General features: G+C 60.1%; 17 protein-coding genes. 7 read left to right on the forward strand and 10 right to left on the reverse strand.

What is annotated here, in order from left to right; genetic code table 11:
• Positions 1-39: 39 nt before the first annotated feature.
• A complete protein-coding gene (gene rplU, locus AC5S27_RS22420) occupies positions 40-381 on the reverse strand; it encodes a 50S ribosomal protein L21 (protein ID WP_493936782.1) in 342 nt (113 codons plus the stop codon).
• Positions 382-618: 237 nt separating this feature from the next.
• Complete coding sequence (locus tag AC5S27_RS22425) at positions 619-2,220, reverse strand: serine hydrolase domain-containing protein (RefSeq protein ID WP_493936783.1); 1,602 nt, start codon at positions 2,218-2,220, stop codon at positions 619-621.
• Positions 2,221-2,352: 132 nt separating this feature from the next.
• On the opposite strand from AC5S27_RS22425, the gene AC5S27_RS22430 reads away from it, so the two are divergent.
• Positions 2,353-3,591, forward strand: coding sequence for an MFS transporter (locus tag AC5S27_RS22430; RefSeq protein WP_493936784.1), 1,239 nt, complete (start codon positions 2,353-2,355; stop codon positions 3,589-3,591).
• 135 nt (positions 3,592-3,726) lie between these two features.
• Here AC5S27_RS22430 and AC5S27_RS22435 read toward each other — a convergent pair whose 3' ends face one another.
• On the reverse strand, positions 3,727-4,443 hold the full coding sequence (locus tag AC5S27_RS22435) for a hypothetical protein (RefSeq protein ID WP_493936785.1): 717 nt from the start codon (positions 4,441-4,443) through the stop codon (positions 3,727-3,729).
• Between the two features lie 300 nt (positions 4,444-4,743).
• On the opposite strand from AC5S27_RS22435, the gene rpmB reads away from it, so the two are divergent.
• Entirely contained in the window at positions 4,744-4,932 is a 189-nt protein-coding gene (gene rpmB / locus AC5S27_RS22440) for a 50S ribosomal protein L28 (RefSeq protein WP_493936786.1), read from the forward strand.
• Positions 4,933-4,986: 54 nt separating this feature from the next.
• Here rpmB and AC5S27_RS22445 read toward each other — a convergent pair whose 3' ends face one another.
• The 3 genes from AC5S27_RS22445 to msrB form a co-directional block, all read right to left on the reverse strand.
• On the reverse strand, positions 4,987-5,973 hold the full coding sequence (locus AC5S27_RS22445) for a serine hydrolase (protein ID WP_493936787.1): 987 nt from the start codon (positions 5,971-5,973) through the stop codon (positions 4,987-4,989).
• A gap of 184 nt (positions 5,974-6,157) precedes the next feature.
• Positions 6,158-6,931, reverse strand: a complete 774-nt coding sequence (locus AC5S27_RS22450; RefSeq protein ID WP_493936788.1) for a hypothetical protein — start codon at positions 6,929-6,931, stop codon at positions 6,158-6,160.
• A gap of 337 nt (positions 6,932-7,268) precedes the next feature.
• Positions 7,269-7,670: a peptide-methionine (R)-S-oxide reductase MsrB gene (msrB, locus tag AC5S27_RS22455; protein ID WP_493936789.1), complete on the reverse strand. Its 402-nt coding sequence runs from the start codon at positions 7,668-7,670 to the stop codon at positions 7,269-7,271.
• A gap of 197 nt (positions 7,671-7,867) precedes the next feature.
• Here msrB and AC5S27_RS22460 point away from each other — a divergent pair, with 197 nt between their 5' ends.
• A complete protein-coding gene (locus tag AC5S27_RS22460; protein WP_493936790.1) occupies positions 7,868-9,577 on the forward strand; it encodes a cryptochrome/photolyase family protein in 1,710 nt (569 codons plus the stop codon).
• 177 nt (positions 9,578-9,754) lie between these two features.
• Here the strand turns inward: AC5S27_RS22460 and AC5S27_RS22465 are convergent, their stop codons facing one another.
• The 3 genes from AC5S27_RS22465 to ruvX are packed head-to-tail and all read right to left on the reverse strand — an operon-like array spanning position 9,755 to position 11,401.
• Positions 9,755-10,411, reverse strand: coding sequence for a CDP-alcohol phosphatidyltransferase family protein (locus AC5S27_RS22465; RefSeq protein ID WP_493936791.1), 657 nt, complete (start codon positions 10,409-10,411; stop codon positions 9,755-9,757).
• 3 nt (positions 10,412-10,414) lie between these two features.
• Positions 10,415-10,891 (reverse strand): GreA/GreB family elongation factor, encoded by a 477-nt coding sequence (locus AC5S27_RS22470; protein ID WP_493936792.1) that lies wholly within the window; start codon positions 10,889-10,891, stop codon positions 10,415-10,417.
• 51 nt (positions 10,892-10,942) lie between these two features.
• The gene (gene ruvX, locus AC5S27_RS22475) at positions 10,943-11,401 is read right to left on the reverse strand and encodes a Holliday junction resolvase RuvX (protein WP_493937350.1); all 459 of its coding nucleotides are present in this window, start codon (positions 11,399-11,401) and stop codon (positions 10,943-10,945) included.
• 242 nt (positions 11,402-11,643) lie between these two features.
• Here ruvX and mltG point away from each other — a divergent pair, with 242 nt between their 5' ends.
• The 3 genes from mltG to AC5S27_RS22490 all read left to right on the forward strand — a co-directional run bounded on the left by mltG (position 11,644) and on the right by AC5S27_RS22490 (position 14,614).
• Positions 11,644-12,726 carry an endolytic transglycosylase MltG gene (gene mltG, locus AC5S27_RS22480; protein WP_493936793.1) on the forward strand — a complete coding sequence of 361 codons (1,083 nt, stop codon included), beginning with the start codon at positions 11,644-11,646 and terminating at the stop codon, positions 12,724-12,726.
• A 2-nt stretch (positions 12,727-12,728) separates the two neighbouring features.
• The gene (locus tag AC5S27_RS22485; RefSeq protein ID WP_493936794.1) at positions 12,729-13,643 is read left to right on the forward strand and encodes a LolA-like protein; all 915 of its coding nucleotides are present in this window, start codon (positions 12,729-12,731) and stop codon (positions 13,641-13,643) included.
• Positions 13,644-13,792: 149 nt separating this feature from the next.
• Positions 13,793-14,614 carry a manganese catalase family protein gene (locus AC5S27_RS22490; RefSeq protein WP_493936795.1) on the forward strand — a complete coding sequence of 274 codons (822 nt, stop codon included), beginning with the start codon at positions 13,793-13,795 and terminating at the stop codon, positions 14,612-14,614.
• A 52-nt stretch (positions 14,615-14,666) separates the two neighbouring features.
• Here the strand turns inward: AC5S27_RS22490 and obgE are convergent, their stop codons facing one another.
• Positions 14,667-15,704 (reverse strand): GTPase ObgE, encoded by a 1,038-nt coding sequence (obgE, locus tag AC5S27_RS22495; RefSeq protein ID WP_493937351.1) that lies wholly within the window; start codon positions 15,702-15,704, stop codon positions 14,667-14,669.
• Positions 15,705-15,936: 232 nt separating this feature from the next.
• Here obgE and AC5S27_RS22500 point away from each other — a divergent pair, with 232 nt between their 5' ends.
• Positions 15,937-19,401 (forward strand): TonB-dependent receptor, encoded by a 3,465-nt coding sequence (locus AC5S27_RS22500; protein WP_493936796.1) that lies wholly within the window; start codon positions 15,937-15,939, stop codon positions 19,399-19,401.
• The last annotated feature ends 2 nt before the right edge of the window (positions 19,402-19,403 follow it).

Consider the following 19,403-nt stretch of genomic DNA (forward strand, 5'->3'; position numbering starts at 1 on the left):
CAGAATCCAGAACTTGGGTTTCGACGGAACAGCCTAAAACTAGACAGCCGCGCCGAGCGCAACACCGTCGACCAGGATCGACTTAATGCGAACTTCGGTGAATGCCTGACGGTGTCCCTGCAGCTTCTTGTACTGCTTCTTCCGCTTGAGGTGGAAGACGAGGATCTTGGCGTGACGGCCTTCGCTGACCACTTCCGCGGTTACCGAGGCAGCGCCGGGCTTGGCGATGGTGCCAGGCTCGCCGGAGACGGCGAGAACATCGGTGAACTCGATGGTCTTGATTTCAGCCGCGCCCTCAGGGGTTTCAATCTTCTCAATCTTGACGACGTCGCCTGGGGCGACCCGGTACTGCTTGCCACCGGTACGAATCACAGCGTACATACAACCTCCAGCGCCAATGCCTATCCGGCGCGCATCTTCCATTGGTGCAAATCTCGTTGATTGGGAAGTACTTGCTCACCCTGGCAAAACTCGAGTTTGCTATTCGCGCAAACCTCTCGCGAAACCTTCGCAAACGAGTACTGACAACAGGGCTACAGGCAGAATCGCCAAACTAAGGTAGTGTATCGCCTTTGTTGACGCTAAGTCAATCCTGCCCAACTCTTGGTGAGCCTTGCATTACTGCCCCGAAGCCCTGGTGTCCGCCTGACGGCTGAAGCGCAGATCCCACATACGCGATTCGCCCACGCTCAGAGCCACAACCCTGCCCACTCCGTCGCGCAGAAAGCGCACCGTGCCCTGTTCGCAATCGAAAGCGTCCTTATACGTTGGCGTCAGCGGGAACGAAGCATCCGGCCTGCGATGAGCGACTAGCTTCCCGTTTTCCACTGCAACGCGAAGTTCTGTCTCAGCCTCATCGCTTGCGTACGTGCCGGCAAATGCGCTCAAATCCTTCGGCGTCCAGGGCTCAACACGATCCCACGCGTCCTCTCCGTAGATTGGCTGGGCGGTAAACATCGTCTCTCCGTCAAATCGCACCTTCATCCTTGCCGGATGTCCGTCAAACTCGAGGGTGCCATCTTTCTCTCCAACTTTGACTACCGAATGCTCGCGCTGATTTACGTATAGGCCGGGTTTCGCGTGCTCGGGCTGGGCCGGCGGTTTTGGCTCGCTGAGACCGAGATAGAGCCGGGTGATCTGTCCGGCGAACGCGGTGGTGTTGGCCGAGGTTGCATTGCACAGGATCGCGATCGACAGCCCCTTCGACGGGATACGCCCCAGCCAGGCCCGGTACCCGGCTGTCGCGCCGGAGTGCGCAACCTGCGCCATTCCCTCGAATTGCTCAAGGAAAAGCCCGAAACCGTACTCGACCGGCTGGCCGTCGTTGAGTGCGCTGGGCTTCTGCATTTGCGCGAAGATTGCCGGGTGGAGCTTGCCGCTGGTGATGTTGGCGTTCCACTTGAGCAGATCTCCGACAGTGGTCAGCAGGCCGCCGTTGCCGTAAATGTCCTCGAAGGGCATATCCTGCCGCCACTCCTTGCCGCGCTGCTCATAGGCAATCGCCCGATTGGGCACGATGCGGCGGAAATCGTCCCTCCATTGCGTAGACGTCATTCCGAGCGGCTCAAAGAACTCCTTGTGGCAGAAGGCCTGCAGCGACATGCCGCTCACGCGTTCGACGAGCATGGCGGCGAGATTGTAGCCGCTGTTGGTGTAGGACCAGGCTTCGCCGGGCTTGTAGTTAAGCGCATGCTGGCGACTCAGGATTTCAAGAACATTGGCGTGGGTGTATTCGCGGGTGGTCCGGGGCCAACCGGCGATTTCTTCCACGCTGCCCCAGTCGCGCAATCCGCTGGTATGGTTCAGGAGTTCGCGAACTGTGATGGGCTTTTCGTACGCTGGAAGCTCGGGGAAGTACTTCCGGATGTCGTCGTCCAGACCGACCTGCTTCCGCTCCACGAGCAGTAGAACGGCCGCGGCGGTGAACTGCTTGCTGACCGAGCCGGCTTCAAATACCGTGGCTGGCGTGTTGGCTGCGCCGTGCTCCAGGTCCGCCATGCCGTAGGCGGCTGTCCACGCGTTTCCGGAAGTCTCGCCGGCTTGCTTCGGAGCGTCCACGGCCACGGCGCAGCCGGGGGAATCGGGGTGCTGATACGCGTGGAAGACTTGCGCGAGCTTATCCGGCGATGGCGCCTGGGCGGTAGAGACAACAGGAAATGCCAGCACAACGGCAAGCAGCGGCATCACTCGAGAACGACGTACCGAAACACTCTTTGGCATGGAAGTATCCTTGCACATTTTGGTGCTTTCTCTCCTGCATCTTTCCAGGGCAGAAACCATCAGAAACCATGTGGGCAGAACGACAATTGCGGGAAGCTAGAATAAAAGCCGAACGCCGTCCGGGACCAACAAATGTCTTCCTCTTCCGCAGTTGCAACCGAAATTGCCGCGCCTCAGCCCTTGCGCGAGGGAACGATGCTGCGCGTGCTGGCGGCGGTGAGCTTCTGCCACCTGATCAACGACATGCTGCAGTCGTTACTGCCGTCGATCTACCCCATCCTGAAGTCGTCCTTCCACCTCGACTTCAGCCAGATCGGGCTGATTACGCTGACGTTTCAGATCACGGCTTCGCTGCTGCAGCCGTTCATCGGCATGTTTACCGACAAAAAGCCGCTGCCGTTCTCGCTGCCGATCGGGATGGGCTGCACCATGGTGGGGCTGGTGATGCTGGCCTATGCGCCGACCTTTGGACTGCTGCTGATTGCGGCGTCGATGTTCGGTGTGGGCTCGGCGATCTTCCATCCGGAGTCTTCGCGGGTGGCGCGGATGGCTTCGGGCGGCAGGCATGGATTTGCGCAGGCGTTCTTCCAGGTGGGCGGCAATACCGGCTCGGCAATCGGTCCTCTGCTGGCTGCGCTGATCATTCTGCCGATCGGGCAGAAGGGCGTGCTGTGGTTCATGCTGGCTACGCTGCTCGGGATTCTGGTTTTGAGCTGGGTCGGGCGCTGGTACCGGGACCGGCTGGAGCACCTGCGGTCGTTGCCAGCAAAGCTGCGCGAGCAGGGGCGGACTCTGCCGCGCGGCCAGGTGATCAGGGCGATGGCCATCCTGATGCTGCTGGTGTTTTCGAAGTACTTCTACATCGCCAGCCTGACCAGCTACTACACCTTCTACCTGATCAGCCGGTTTCATGTTTCCGTCGGCAATTCGCAACTGCTTTTGTTTCTGCTCTTTGGAGCGATCGCAGCGGGCACGCTGATTGGCGGGCCGGTCGGCGACAGGATTGGCCGTAAGTATGTGATCTGGGTTTCGATCCTGGGAGTGCTGCCGTTTACGCTGATTTTGCCCTATGCAAATCTCTTCTGGACGGCGGTGCTCAGCGTCGTGATCGGCGTGATTATCGCCTCGGCGTTCTCGGCGATTCTGGTCTACGCGCAGGAGCTGGTGCCGGGGCGGGTAGGGATGATCTCCGGGCTGTTCTTCGGATTTGCCTTCGGCATGGGCGGCATCGGCGCGGCGGTGCTGGGCAAGCTGGCCGACGCGACCAGCATCATTTACGTCTATCACGTCTGCGCTTACCTTCCGGCGATCGGGCTGCTGACCGGTTTCCTGCCGAATATCGAGCCTAAATCGGTGCGCAAGAAAGATTGATGGCGGGTGGTAGGCGAATTTGAACACGTTGGACAGAACGTTGGGCAACATCTATGAAATTGAGTTACGGTAAGGGCGTTTATCGGTACAAAAGTCGAGATCGGCGATGCACTCGACCAGGGAAACTGCGCTAGCCTAATTGCTGCCTTGAGCCGAGAATGAACCCACTGGCTTTAGTTGCTGCACAACAGCGACAAGAGCACCCCAGCCTCCGAGCAAAATGACCCAGAAGAGCACCGTAGGCCAGCCATGACGATTTTGAGCGTACAGATTCCAGTAAGAGTTCTGATCTTGGTGGACGCTGTTCTGCTGACTCGTGAAGTCACCCGCAGTGTTTGTATCCGATGTCTGGATGGACTGATCCCGTGTATCAAATACGAAATTTCTAACGTGATCAGTGCCCTGCGGCTGGAACTGCGACTTGCTGTCCAAATAAGTTCCAAGGAATCGCCCATCGCGGAATTCCAGTTCAATGATTCCACGTACGTAACCACGCCCGATCCATGGAATATCCGTGGTCACTCCCGGTGCATGAACATAGCCAGAGTAAGTGTTCAAACTCCCTACCACATAGCCGTTCGGTAGAGTGACGTAGGGGTCAGGGCTGTAGCCCACGCTTTGATGAGCAAGGTGATTCGAGATGAACGAGTGCAAGATCAGCGCCCCGGCCAGCCATCCTAGAGCCAAAAATGGCGCGATAGCATTGAATATTCGATAGCGTTTGGCAGCAAAGGTTGAATCAGGGAAGGAGCGTTTTGCGAACCTAAATAGAATGATCGAAAGAACGATGCTAACGATCGTGAGAATGAATCCCCACGTTATGAATGCCATCACAACTGCGAATCCTGCCATGACGGAATCCTACCTCATCGCACCGAGCTCGCTACGCGGGCAGTCGTTCTCAACGTTGGTAACGATAAGTCGGCATAGCGGAAGGGTACTTGCTGCTGGATAGCGGTGGCGCTTGGCTGGAATCGGGTTTCGGGATATACTAAGGGTTCGGCAGCAGGTCAGCCAGCCGCGCACTTCGGCGTTGTGGAGTTTTCCAGAGCGCAGTCCTTCGAGACACAAGCGCTCCGACGCACACGAATCGCGCCCTTCCGACCGCTCCCGGCACCCGGCAGGGAAAATCAGGATTTTTGGAGTAGAGCAATGGCACAGGTATGCGATCTTTGCGGCAAAGGCCCGCAGTTTGGTAACAACATCTCCCACGCGCACAACGTCACCCGTCGTCGCTGGAGCCCGAATCTTCAGGCTGTGCACGCGATCGTGAAGGGCGCCGGAAAGCGCATTCGCGTTTGCACCAACTGCATCAAGAGCGGCAAGGTTACCAAGGCGTAAGAGCTTTCGTTTCTTAGAGATTTCGCATGAGGGCCGGCCTCCGGGCTGGCCTTTCTAGTGTTTTCCCGGCTGAGTACCAGGCTCTTCCCAGTTCAACCCATCGGCATCGAGACCGGCTGGCGACCAGCGGTCTACGATGGCGTGCGCCAGTTTGCCGAGGGTCTTCTCGGCATCGTTGTCCCCGGTCCAGCGCTGATCTTCATTGTCCTGAGTGAAGGCGGCGATCACAACCGGTCCTGCCTTGGTCGCAATCAACGCAATATCATTTCTGACCTGATTTAATGCGCCTGTTTTGTTGGCGATAGCGGAGCCGTGCTCGCTGGTGTCCAGCGTTTCAAGGTAGCGTGGAATGCTGTTGCGGTCCTGCTGGCTGCGCAGCATATGCAGAAGCTGGCCGCAGAGTTTGCTGTCGCCGGGCAGCGGCTGCGTGCCGTCGAGGGCCAGTTTGCAGGTGGCGAAGCGCTCCATGATCGCGGCCATTTCGCGGGCGGTGGTCTTGCCGAGGCCGAATCTTGGCTGATCCGCGGGCATGGGGCCTGTGGGCGGAAGTGACACTTTCTTATAGAGATACGTGTCTTTCAGGCCGGCTGCCTGGATGGTCTGGTTGATGTGCGCGAGGCCCAGGCGGTCAATGGCGAGATTGGTCGCTGTGTTGTCGCTAAGGACGACCATCAGCATGAGCGTGTCGCGCAGGGTCAGCGGCAACGGCGTGTCCAGCAAGGCGAGGACGCCGGAGCCATCTACCTGATTCTCTTGGGTTAAGGTGAGTTTTTCGTTGAGCGTGGCGTGGCCCGAGCGGATCTGCTCGGCGGCGTCGAGCAGGACGGCGAGCTTGATGACGGAGGCGGTTTTGACCAGTTCATCAGGCACCAGCGAGGCGGTCTGGCCGGTTTTCAGGTTGTGGGCGAAGAGAGTGACTTTCCCCTGATGGGCCCGCGCGATGGCCTGAAGAGTGGCGTCGAGGGTTGGGTCTTCCTGGGCGTGAAGGAGTGGTGAGAGGGTGGCGAGAGCCACGGCGAGGAGGGTGGCACGGATGCGCATGGAGACAGCATAATGCCTGCGCTAGGCGCCGATCGCCGATTTGAATCGGAGAGCTGTGCAGGACGATGCGCAATGTTTGTCCGACGTTGCGCAATCCGCGTCGGGGACTGCGCAATCGGCGTGGCGGCGGTGCGCAGTCCGTGTGCGAAGCTGCGCAATCGCAATGGGGTTATTGCGCTTCTCTTCAGAGATAGTGTGCGACGTTCCGGTTCAGGAAGTCGGCGAAGGAATGCCAGACGGGAGTCATGCCGATGGGGACGGCTGCCGCTCCGGTGATGAACATGAGCGGGGCTGCCCACATCGTCGAGCGGTGCAGGCGGTGGAGCGAGAAGAGGTCGTAGGCGATGGGGAAGAGCAGCAGCAGACCCAGGCCGATGACGGCTCCAGCGCCGGGGGCGAGGCCGATCTTGAACCAGGGGAAGCGGCCAAGCGCTGCTTCGCAGAGGCCGATGGTGGCGAAGATGATCAGGCGCTTGTGGGTGTCCGGCTTGCGGCGGGTGGCCCAGGCGGAGTAGATGACGGGGATGAAGGCGGCCATGCCAATGAGTGGGATGGCGAGCGAGGTTTCCGGCGAGAGCGGCCCGATGTTGACGCCGCGCTTGAGCGCGTTGAGGGCGGCGACGATGCCGAGAATGATCATGATAGGCGGCAGGCAGAAACCGATAATTCCCAAGCTGCGGTGCCAGGCGACGCGGCGAGCAGAGATGAGCGCAGTCTGGACGACATAGAGGAGCATCCAGAGGGTGTAAACGGCTCCGTGGATGTGCAGGATGGGCGCTGGCAGCGGGGCGGTGACCATGCCGGCCATGAAGTACGTCCGCGAAAAGCCGTAGACCACGACCGCGCAGAGCAGGACGGCCATGAAGGAGAAGAAGGCGCGTTCGGCGGTGCGGTTGACGGGGCGGTAGAGGGGCTTGCGGGTGACGGCTTTGGGCGTACGGAGGGCATCGGTTGCCATGGTCGTTCTCCAGAGTTGTTCCAGATTTGGCCAGATTTGGTAAGGGGCGATTCCGGATAGCCGGTTGGCCTACTGCAGAGTGGAATCTTCAGGGAGAACGTTACCATGCGCGTCCCGCATGGCGATAGAAATTTATGCGGCCGGGTGAGAGTGGATGGGATTCAGAATAGGAGTGAGCGGAGGAAACAGCTGATTCCCTGCGGGAATGACAACCAAGAAAGGCAACGATACCGGTAGATTTGTTTGTCCCACCCCAGCGACAAGAACAACGGCGTCGCGAGGGTGGGGCACCCGGTTTTGCAGTGGGTGGGGAGGAAACGGTTGGTAGCTTTGCCGCTTACTTTTCCGCGTGTTCGAAGGTCAGGGAGGCTGAGTTGATGCAGTAGCGTAGACCGGTCGGCTTTGGGCCGTCGGGGAAGACGTGGCCGAGGTGCCCGCCGCAGCGGGCGCAGGTGACTTCTACGCGCCGCATGCCAAAGCTATTGTCTTCGTGCTCGTGTATGGCCTTCGAATCTGCCGGAATCGTAAAGCTGGGCCAGCCGCAGCCGCTGTCGAACTTGGCGCCGCTCTCGAAGAGCTTGGCTCCGCAGGCGGCGCAGGAGTATTCCCCGGTTTCGTGGTTCTGGGTGAGGGCGCCGGTCCAGGGGCGTTCCGTGCCTTTTTCGCGGAGTACGTGATATTGCTCCGGGGTGAGCTGGGCGCGCCATTCGGCGTTGGATTTTTCTATTTTTTCAGTCATTTGGTGCCTCTAGAGATTTGATCCACGTGGGTGGTGGTTGGTTGCAAGGGTAGCGGACAGAGAACAGCTGACAGAGAACAGCATACGGTTCCCTGGGGAAATGGGAGTAGATAAGAGACTATGGTCGCGTCGATGCGGTGAAAGCGGCTGCTCTGGGATGATCCCTATCCGGTCTCAGGCGAACGTATAGTTGGGCCATGACGTTCCGGAGTGAGATTGAAACCGCGCAGCCGACTGCTGAAGACATTGCGCACAGGCGCTGGATGTATGTGCCTTACGACCGTTCCACGGACCGCGTGGGGCCGATCAGCGAGCAGGCTGCCGCTGACACGGGGATCGTGATGGTTGAGTCCACGGCGAAGGCTCTTCGGCGGCCTTATCACAAGAAGAAGCTGGTGGTGCTGATCTCGAACATGCGGCATTTCGCGCTGGAGCAAGCGGCGCGAGGCGTCGCCGTGCTGTATCACTTTTCGCCTTTGAGTCATGGGCAGGCGCTGCTGGAGCTGCAGCGGAGCCGCGGTCTGCCTGCGCTTACATGCATGACTCCGGCTGAGCGCGAGCTGCGGCTTGATCTGGACTCGGCGCAGCGGAGCGGGCTGGCCATTGAATTTGTTGAGGATTCCACGTGGGCTTCTACCACGAAGGACTTTACTGGCATTTATGGAGGCTATGCGCCGGGGAAGTCTTATGTGATGGACCGGTTTTACCGGCGGATGCGAGAGAAGACGGGCGTTCTGATGAAGAGTGGCAAGCCCATTGGTGGGAAGTTCTCGTTTGATGCCGAGAACCGGAAGGCTTTTCGCGATGAGGTGCCCGTTCCTGTGCCGCCGACTTTCCCGCCGGATTCGATGACAGACGAAGTGATCGCGTATGTGGAAGAGACTTACGGGCATCACTTTGGAACGACGCGTGGCTTCGATTTGCCCTGCAAGGGGGAGGATTGCGACCGGTTCTGGGGATTCTTTCTTGAGCATTTGCTGCCGCACTTTGGAGATTTTGAAGATGCGATGCGGGATGATCATTTGCACCTGTTTCACTCGAAGACTTCAGTGCTGCTGAACCTTGGCCGCTTGCTGCCGATGGATCTGATTCGCGACGTGGAGGAGCGGGCTGAAAGGGGGCTGGCGCCGATGGCTTCGTGTGAGGGATTTATCCGGCAGGTGCTGGGGTGGCGGGAGTTTATGCGGCATGTGCATGAGCAGACGGATGGGTTTCGGCTGCTGGAGGGACATGTGTTGCAGGAAAAGCGCAGACGCCCGCAGGAGGTTTCTCCCGACCAGACGGCGGAGGCGGCTAAGGCTTATGAGGTGGCCGGAAAACACGATCCCTATGCCGGGGCGCGGCCTTCGGCTCTGGGTGCTTCGCTTCCCTTGCCCGCTGTGTATTGGGGTGTGAAGTCGGGTTTGCATTGCGTGGATACTGTAGTCGCCCAGGTGGTGGAAGAGGGCTGGTCGCACCACATTACGCGGCTGATGGTGCTGTCGAATCTGGCGGTGCTCTGTGGGTTTTCTCCGCGGGAGCTTACGGACTGGTTCTGGATGGCGTATGTGGATGCGTATGACTGGGTGGTCGAGCCGAATGTGCTTGGGATGGCGACGTATGCGGATGGCGGGATGACGGCGACCAAGCCGTATGTCTCGGGGGCGGCTTATATTAACCGGATGTCGAACTTCTGCGGGCATTGCGCGTACAACCCGAAGATTTCGGTCGGGCCGGGGTCCTGCCCGTTTACGGCGCTTTACTGGACGTTTCTGGAGCGGAACCGGGCCATCCTTCAAGGGAATATCCGCATGGCGATGCCTTATATGACGTTGCGCAAGAAGCCGGAGCAGGAACTGGTGCAATTGCGAGCGCGGGCGGATGAGGCGGTGGAGCATCTGGCTGGTTTCGGGCGGCCGGAGTATTAGAGCTTACGATAGGGCGGGCTTTCAGCCCTCGGTCTGTCTCGTCGCACTCTACCCAGGGCGTTGCCCTGGGCTGGTATCGAACGCGCCTTTGGCGCTGAAAGAACGAACAGCAGATTCCCTGCGGGAATGACAAACAAGAAAGCAAGAGTAGCCACAGGTCATTCGGCTTCGCACCAGTTAGGCGAGCGGGGCCATGTGTTTTGTGTTGGTGTAGGTGTAGGTGATGCGGTTGATGACGGTGATCGTCGATAGGACGGCTAGTACCCAGAGGACTGGGGCCATGACTCCCCAGTGGTTGAAGAGGGCGCCGAGGATGACGAGGACGATGCGCTCGGGGCGCTCCATGAAGCCTACTTTGCAGGAGCCGATGAGGGCTTCGGCGCGGGCGCGGGTGTAGCTGACCATCAGCGACGTGACCATGACGAAGGCGACCAGGACGACATAGCGGAAGTGGTTCACGCGGGCGTAGTAGACGATGAGGCCGAAGAAGAGGACAACGTCGGAGTAGCGGTCGATTACCGAATCGAAGAAGGCGCCGAATACGGTGACCTGATTGTTGCGGCGGGCTACGCGGCCGTCGACCATGTCGAAGAGACCAGCGCCGATGATGACCAGGCCGGCGTAGAGGAACATCTTACCGGCGTTGGTGGCGTTAGCGTTGCCGAAAAGGAAGGCTGCGCCGATGTTGATGACCAGGCCGATGAAGGTGAGGAAGTTGGGCGAAACCTTGGTGAGCGCGAGGCCATGCACGATCTTGTTGAGGAGCCATCCGCAGGCGCGGCCAAAGGCGCTGGTCCAAGTCCGGTGATGGGTTTCGCCGTGGGTGATCTCCACTGGTTATGCTCCTGCTTCGTCGTGGATGGTGACCAGTTTGAGGACTTCGAGCTCGCGCTTGCCGTTGGGAGTGACGACGATGGCGACGTCTCCAACGCGCTTGCCGATGAGGGAGCGGCCAATGGGCGAGGTGGTGGAGATGAGGCCCTTGGAAACGTCCGACTCTTCGCTGGTGACGAGCTTGTAGATGATTTCTTCTTCTTTGGTGGTGTCGAAGACGGTGACGGTGGCTCCGAAGGCTGCCTTGTCGCGCGGGATGTTGGCGAGGTTGACGAGCGAGAGCTCAGCCATGCGCTTCTTGAGGGCGCCGAGGCGGGCGTTAACGAAGTCCTGACGCTGCTTGGCCATGTGGTATTCGGCGTTTTCAGAGAGGTCGCCGAGGGCGACGGCCTTCTTGATTTCCGCCGGTAGTTCGTGGGCCAGCTCGTGCTCCATCTGGTTGATCTGTTCCTGGAGCTGCTTTTTGATGTGCTCGGTCATTCGTTTCCCGCTGCGATGAGAGTCAGTACGTGAGAGTACTGGAAACCTCGATTATACGGCGTTCCGGCGCTCATCCAAAAAGGATTGGAGGATGAGAGTAGCGGCTACCTGGTCGACGAGGGGCTGGTGTTCCTGGCGGGGTTTGCCAGCGGCGTAGAGGATTTCGTGGGCTGCGCGGGAGGTGAGGCGCTCATCCCAGAGGTGGACAGGGAGGTTGGCGAGAGTGGCGAGTTGCTGGACGAAAGCTTCGTTCTTGGCGGCCTGAGCGCTGGGCTCGCCGGACATGTGGAGCGGGTTGCCGGCGACGATGGCGATCACTCCATATCTGCGGCAGAGGCGGGCGAGGGAGCGGAGATCGTCTTTGGGATTGCGCTTGCGGGTGAGCGTCAGGACGGGCTGGGCGGTGAGGCCGAGCTCGTCGGAGACGGCTACGCCGATGCGTTTGGAGCCGATATCGAGGCCGAGGTAGCGCGGGATGGGGTTGGTTTCGATGGTATCCCTCGAATGCAGACTCTAGATTACGGCTTGAGGGACGGAGGCAAAAGCAGATTCCCTGCGGGAATGACAACAAGAAGGACAAAGGCAAGAGCAAAGCCGGCGGCAGGGGGCAGACCGCAATTCTGAGAAGCAGCGATGGAGTGCCGATAGAATCTTAAGAAGAGAATCTACTTAGGCGCTGGGTGCGTCTTATCTCACAGGGCTTTTCTGCCCGAAAATTCAGCCTCAGTTTTGAAGGAAGGTTTCCCCGAAGAATGGTGCGCCGCAGACGGACGAGTGTCAGGAAGAAGAAGGGTCTGGGTTGTGGCGGGTTCTTCGCAGTGCTGTTGCTGCTGGCCGTGATTGCGGCTGGCGGGGTGGGCTGGCTGGTGTTCACGCCGGTTGGGCCGCAAACGGAGACATTTGTTGAGATTGCTTCAGGCAGCACCAGCAGCCAGATTGGCATCCAGTTAGAGCAGGCTGGGGTAATTCGGAGCCGGTATGCGTTTGACCTGGTACGGATCTGGAAGCGCGGCCGGTTGAAGGCGGGCGAGTACCGGTTTGATCGCGCTTTGCCGGTCACGGATGTGTATGCACGGATTGCGCGCGGCGACGTATTTACGCTTCCGGTGACCTTTCCCGAGGGTTCGACGCGGTTTGATATTGCCGCACGGCTGGCGCAGGCGGGGTTTGTGAACCTCGTGAACAAGGAGGATTTTCTGACTGCTACGACGAAAGAAACTCCTCTGATTGCCGACCTGGATCCGCAGGCGAAGAGCCTGGAGGGATATCTGTTCCCGGACACGTACCGGTTTCCGCGCAAGGTGAGTGCGGCGCAGGTGATTGCGACGATGCTGAAGCGGTTCCGGACGGAGGCGGCGCAGATTGGGCTGTTCGGGGCGGCTGGCGGGAACGGCAGGGCAGCTGGAAGCGTACATGACGTGGTGACTTTGGCTTCTTTGGTGGAACGCGAGACGGCGGTGAACTCGGAACGGCCTCTGGTGGCAAGTGTGCTGAAGAACCGGCTGGCGAAGCAGATGCCGCTGATGACCGATCCTGCCGTGATCTATGGCTTGCAGCTTGAGGGCAAGTGGCGCGGGACGATCTACCAGTCGGATCTGGCGCGGGATACGCCTTACAACACGTACAAGCATGCGGGGCTGCCGCCGGGACCGATTGCCAATCCTGGGTTGCCTTCGCTGAAGGCGGCTATGAGTCCGGCGCCGACGGATTATCTCTATTTTGTGGCGGCTGGGGCCGATCCGCAGGGGAAGTCGCGGTTTGCGGCGACGCTGGAAGAGCATAACAAGAACGTTGCCAGCTACAGGCAGGCCGTTAAGCAAGCAGGTGGACGTTGACGATGGCGAGCTGTAGGCCAGGAGATTGGAAGCGGTGGGCTGCATTGGCGGTGCTGACGGCTGGGATGCCGGCGATGACTGGGTGTGTGGCCCTGTTTACGTCGAAGCGGAGGCTGCCGGCTCCGCTGGCTCCGGCGAGTGTGCAGACTGCGTCCGCCGATGAGCTGGTGGCGAAGCTGAACGAGAACTGGGCGAAGTTCGAGAGTCTGACGGCGACGGTGGATATTGTCGCAAGCCGGTTGAAATCGAAGGAAGGCACGGCTACGGATTATCCTTCGTTCCGCGCGAACCTGCTGGTCCGCAAGCCGGAGATGCTGCGGATGCTGGGCAAGGCTCCGCTGGTGCAGACGCCGATGTTTGACCTGGGCAGCGACGGCGTGCACTTCACGCTGATTGTGCCGCCGAAGAGCAAGGTCTACCAAGGGCTGAATGCCAGCAAGGGGACTTCGCCGAACTGGTATGAGAACTTGCGGCCGGGGTTCCTGTTCGACGCGATGACGGTGCGGGGATTGGCGCAGGACGAGCTGTATTCGGTGCTGGCGGAGACGATTACCGAAGAGGATGCGGCGAACAAAAAGCTGCTGATGCGGCCGGATTATGTGCTGAACATTGTGCGGCGCAAGGCGGGTAGCCAGGCTCTTTACCCGGTGCGCGTGATTCGCTTCCATCGCGAGGATCTGCTGCCGTATGAGCAGGATCTCTATGACGACAAGGGTGAATTGGAGACGCAGGTGATCTACGGGCCTTACCAGGACTTTGGGGGCACGAAGTATCCGGGGACGATCACGTTGAAGCGGCCTGAAGAGGAATATCAACTGGTGATGACTGTGGAGCGGGTGACGGCAAATCCACCGCTGACGGACGACCAGTTCCAGGTGAAGATTCCCAATGGATCTACGATCCAAGTGCTGCAGTAACGCACTGCTAGTGGGTTGCTCGTCTCCGTAAATGATCTTTCGCATTTCACAGACCTGATCGGAATAATACAAATTCATCGCCCCTCGGGAGACTCTGCATCGAAACGTTCTGGAGCAGGTCTCCCGAGGGATGGAATATGTATCATCACGTGAAAAAGCTCATGTACACGGTCACCGTGGACACCCCGAATATTCGGTTCGGGAATATGCTGCTGGAACAATTCGGCGGAGCGAACGGCGAGTTGGCGGCAGCAATGCAATACACGATTCAAGGCTGGAATTGCGTGGACGATATCGCGAGGCGTGATCTGCTTCTCGATATCGGTACGGAAGAGCTGAGCCATCTGGAAGTAGTCGGTGCCCTGATCCGGATGCACCTCAAGGGCTTGAAGACGAACCGCGAGGCGGCCGAGGCTGACCCGCTGGTGACGATTGCCGGTGGCGGCGGCGTGGGACTCTTCGACTCCATGGGCAACGCGTGGACGGGCAACTATCTCAACGTTACGGGCGAGATGGATGTGGATCTACGCTGCAACATTGCAGCCGAGGCGCGAGCAAAGATTGTCTACGAGCGGCTGCTGGATCACACCGACGATCCGGGGTCGATCGATACGCTGCAGTTCCTGATGACGCGCGAAATTACGCACATGAAGGCGTTCTCTGCGGCGCTCGAAAGCCTGGAAAAGTCTCCGTTTTCGATTGGCCGGCTGAAGCCTACGCCGGGCATCGTGGATGAATATTTCAACGCTTCGACTGGTGTTGGCAGCGAGGGCGATGAGGATATGCATGGCCCCTGGCAGACCAGCTTTGGCCTGCAGCCTGTTGAGTCTGAGTTGCACGGCGGTCCAGGGCTCTCTGTCGACTTGATCGATGGAAAGGTTCCAGGAGAGGACCGCGGGAAGCAGGATGCTGGACGGCCTCTGAACGGCGCTCCTGCGAAGGAAGAGCTGGTTGGCGCCGAGAACGCCTAAACGCCTGTAGCTGGAAAAAAACTGCTGAATTGCAAATTCCCGGGCCGGGTCTTTAAAAGACAGGCTCGGGAATTTGTACGTTGCGGGCTTCACGAACGTGCTTGGCCAGCGCCCACTTGAGGTCTTCGATTCCCTGCCCAGTCACGGCTGAGATGGGGTAGAACTCGAGCTTGCGGCGCTTGATTGCGGCGGTGAGCTTCTTCAGCTTTTCCGGGTTGGCGGAGTCGATTTTGCTGGCGACTACGATCATTGGCTTTTCGTCGAGGCCGTGGCCGAAGTTGGCCAGTTCCTGGTTAATGACCTTGAAGTCCTCGACGGGGTCGGGCCGGCCGGAGCCGTCGGAGACGTCGACGAGGTGGACGAGAACGCGGGTGCGCTCGATGTGGCGCAGGAACTGAACGCCGAGGCCATGGCCCAGGTGAGCGCCTTCGATGAGACCGGGCATGTCGGCTACGACGTAGCTCTCGTTGTGCGGCTCTTCGCCTACGGTGACGACGCCGAGGTTCGGTTCGAGCGTGGTGAAGGGATAGTCGGCAATCTTGGGCTTGGCTGCGGAGATGCGCGAGATCAGCGTCGACTTGCCGGCGTTGGGGTAGCCGACGAGGCCTACGTCCGCGAGAAGCTTGAGCTCGAGGCGGTAGGTTCGCTCTTCGCCGAGGCGGCCGGGCTCGGATTCTCGCGGGGCCTGGTGGGTGGGGGTGGCGAAATGCTGGTTGCCACGGCCGCCGCGACCGCCCTTGGCAACGACGAATCGCTCGTTGGGCTGGGAGAAGTCGTGGATGAGCTCGCCGGTTTCCGCGTCGTATACGGAGGTGCCGACGGGGACGTTGATGATCTTGGATTCGCCGTCGCTGCCGGTGCAGTTGGAGCCTTCGCCGTGGCGTCCGCGCTCGGCCTTGTGCTCGGGGTTGTAGCGGAAATGGATCAGCGTGTTGTGCTGCTGGCTGGACTGCATGATGACGTCGCCGCCACGACCGCCATCGCCGCCGGAGGGGCCTCCGCGGGGAACGAACTTTTCGCGGCGGAAGGCAACGCACCCGTTGCCGCCATCGCCGGCCTTGACCAGAATTTTTGCTTCATCGATAAACATCGTGCGAAATACCAACTTCCTATCTAGCTAGTCTACCGGAAATCGGAATATACTCGCCTGCAACTCCCTGAACCTGTTCCGCGATAGCAGTTATTGGATGAGGATGGGCTGGCCTGCGACTTTCCTTTTTGCTGGCTGAGGAGTGATTGCTGTTTCCCTTTTCCCGGATTTGCTCTGGATCCGACCCTGCTGCCCCTGAGATTTGGGCTGCAGTGGTTGCGGGGATTGGGCGATGGGCTTCCTTTGGATAAATCGGGCTTTAGGGCGGTATCGGTGGGCTTGCCTGCTGGGCTTCGCCCTGCTTTGGACGCTGTCGGCGCGGGCGGAGGCTGGCAGTGCTGCGACTGGAACCCTGGCTGGACGGTTGACGGACTGGCATAGTGTGCCGCTGGTGGACGCTGCTGTTGTCGTGCGGAATCTGGCGACGGGTGCGGTGGCGCGCGGCGTTACCGGGAAAGACGGGAGCTACCGGTTTGCAGGGCTGGGGCCGGGGGAATACCGGCTGGAGGCGGATGTTCCCAAATTGGGCAGAGGAGCTGTTGAGGGAATTGTGGTTTCTGCGGGCCACGCTACTCGCGTGCAGGCGGCGCTGGTGATGGAGTTGCCTACGCCTGTCGAGGAGCCGCTGACCGCGCGGGAGCTGCCGCATGAACTGGATCCCGTTGCGCCGGCGGTGACGACCGTCCTGAGTGGAGAGGAGCTACGCGGGTTGCCTGCGAGTTCACGGAACTGGGTGGAGTTTGAGGCGCTTACGCCAGTCGCGAATCCCGCTGAGGCTGGTGGCGTGGGTGCGGGGCGGGGTGGGCAGATTGGGGATCCTGTCTCAGGTCGGGATGACGTTGCGGCTCCGATGGCGCATGAGGAGGCTGAGGCGGCGGGGATTGACGGGATGGAGAGTTTGCCGGAGTTTCAGGCTACAGGGGAGCGGCGGGATCGGGCAAATGAAGGGCTGGGTGAATCTGCGGTGGGGTTGATGGAGGCTCGGTCGGGAAATCCGGATGTGGGATCGGCGAACGGCGGGGTGCTGCGATTGTTTACAGGTCGAGGGACGAACGGGCTGCATGGACAGGCGTTCTATCTGGACCGGCAGGGGTGGTGGGGCGCGCGAAACCCGTTTACGCAGTGGGTGAAGGAGACGGCTCCGGCTGCAGGGATCGAGATTGCGCAGTTTGCGGAGGAGCCGTATACGCCGGAGGATTTGCGGCAGACATTCGGGTTCGGGGTTGGGCGGCATCTCAAGCGGGACAAGCTGTACTGGTTTGCGGCGATGGATGGGCTGTTGCGAAATGACCCTGGAGTGGCGATGACGCGGCATGCCGGAAACTTCTTTGCGCGGCCTTCCAACAACGAATTGCGTGTGCTGGCGACACGGCTGGGGAGGACAGGCGACGCGCTGGATCAGGCAGTGGCGGATTATTCGGCGGTGTTGGAGAAGGTGGCCGGGTTGCTGGGGCCGGTGCCGCGGCAGATGGCTCAGTGGCAGGGGTTTGAGCGAGTGGACTGGCAGGTGACGGAGCGGCAGCACCTCAGCGTCGAGGGAAGCTTTGCGAATCTCGATGCGCCGGGGGGTGGGCGGTCGCGGAGTTCTGAGACGTATGGGAGCCACAGTTTCGGGAACGTGCAGGGGCAGGAAACGTGGGGGTTGGCGAAGCTGGAGAGCTTTTTGACTGCGGACCTGTTGAACATAGTTGGAGTGCAGTTTCGCGGGCGGGTACAGAGCGAGACGGCGCAGGCGCCTTCGGAGTTTGAGAAGCTGCTGATTGCGAACTCGTTTGGGGCGGTGCCGGAGATGATTGCGGACTCGAAGTATGGGTTTGTGCTGGGTACGCCGGCTGCGCTGGGCGGGCGGAATTTTCCTGAGGAGCGTGTGTTTCAGGGGCAGGATACGGTGAGTTGGGTGCATGGGGCACACATGATCAAGGCGGGCGGGAGCTTCGACCATTTGCAGGACACGGTGGGGTCGCTGGTGAACCAGACCGGGACCTACTCCTATGCGGATGTGCTGAATTTTGTTTCGGATGTGGCGAGCTTTGAGGCCTTTGGGTTGGGGGGCGTGGGAGATGGATCCTCTGGTCAGCATAACTGCGATCAAACCGGGCGGGTCTATGTGAAAGGCAGCGGGGTTGGGAGCGAGTTGGGTGGACTGGGGTACCTACCCTGCTATGCGTGGTATTCGCAGCGGACAGGTCCGGCGAACTGGCATTTGAGTACGAACGATCTGGCGGGTTTTGCTACGGAGCAGTGGCAGCCCTTCGGCGGCCTGACAATTTCTACGGGCGTGCGGGTGGAGGCGCAGCAGTTGCCGCCGCGGATCGGGTTTATGGACAATCCTGCGCTGCCGCAGACCGAGCGCCTGCCGGGGACGGTGATGAACTGGGGTCCACGGGTGGGGGCGGCGTGGTCGCCGGCGAAGCGAACTGTCGTGCGGACTGGGGCTGGGCTTTACTTTGGGCGGATCGGACAGGCGGCTATCTTTGCGGGGCTGACGCAGACGGGTTCGTTCAATGGGGATCTCGACTTCTTTTTCAAGCCTACGGATGTGGGTGCGCCGCCGTTTCCCTTTGTCTTTAGCGGGGCTCCGCAGACGGTGGTGACGCCGGGGGCGGTGGCGTTTGCGAAAAACTTTCGGGCGCAGGAGGTGGCGCAGGGGGTGTTCTCGGTGGAGCAGGAGTTACCAGGACGGTGGGTGTTGGAGGCCAGCGGGATGGCGAGCCTGGGGCGGCGGTTGCCGATTTCTGTGGATACGAATCTGGTGCGGGCTGTGGATGGGTTTGGGGTGCCTCGATCCGTGACTTACGACGTGGTGGATGGGACGGGGAAAGGGCCAATCAAGTCTTCTTCGATCGAAGTCCCGCTCTATACGGAGCGTGGGAATTCGGCTTACCAGCAGATTGTTTCGAAGGAGGATAAGGCGAATTCTACCTATGAAGCCGGGATGCTGAAGCTGACGCGGTACGGCGGACGGGGGCTGAATGTACATGCGCACTATGTGTTTGCGCATGCGGCGGATTGGAATCCGAATGAGTCGGGGCAGGTGACGGGGAATGATGTGCTGGACCCGGCGGATTTCCGGCTGGAGTACGGGCGGTCGAATCTTGATATCCGGCACTCGGCGGGGGCTACGGTGATGTACTCCGCTCCTTGGAAGCTTGCAGGATGGGAGGGCGTGGCGGGCAATGGATGGAGCGTGGCGGCGGTGGGGCAGTTTCGCAGTGGGCTGCCGTACACGATGCGGACGGGCGGGTATATTCCAGGGTTCTTCGATCCGGGCGGGAAATTGATCGAAGGTGTGGGGACGGGGATGAATGGTTCCGCAGGGGATAACCGGGTATATGGGCTGGGTGGGGATGGGAAGACTTATAACATCGGGCGGAATACTTACCGGTATCCTTCGACTTACACGGGGGATATGCGGGTAGCGAAGCGGTTCGACTTAGCGCGGCACCGTCAGCTTGAGTTTCTGGCGGAGAGCTTTAACTTGCTGAATCACCAGAATGTTACTTTGCTGGAGACGACCGGGTACACGATCTATCGCGGGAGCACGTCGGGTGGGCGGCCTACTTTCAATTTTCTTACCGGGTTGACGAAGGCTGGCTTGCCAAGCGAAGTGCCGGAGTTTGGGAAAGCGCTGGATGTGAATGCTACGAATTTTTACCGTCCGCGCGAGTTTCAGTTCGGGGTGCGGCTGCGGTTTTGAGA

The organism is Acidicapsa borealis (genome assembly GCF_059115245.1).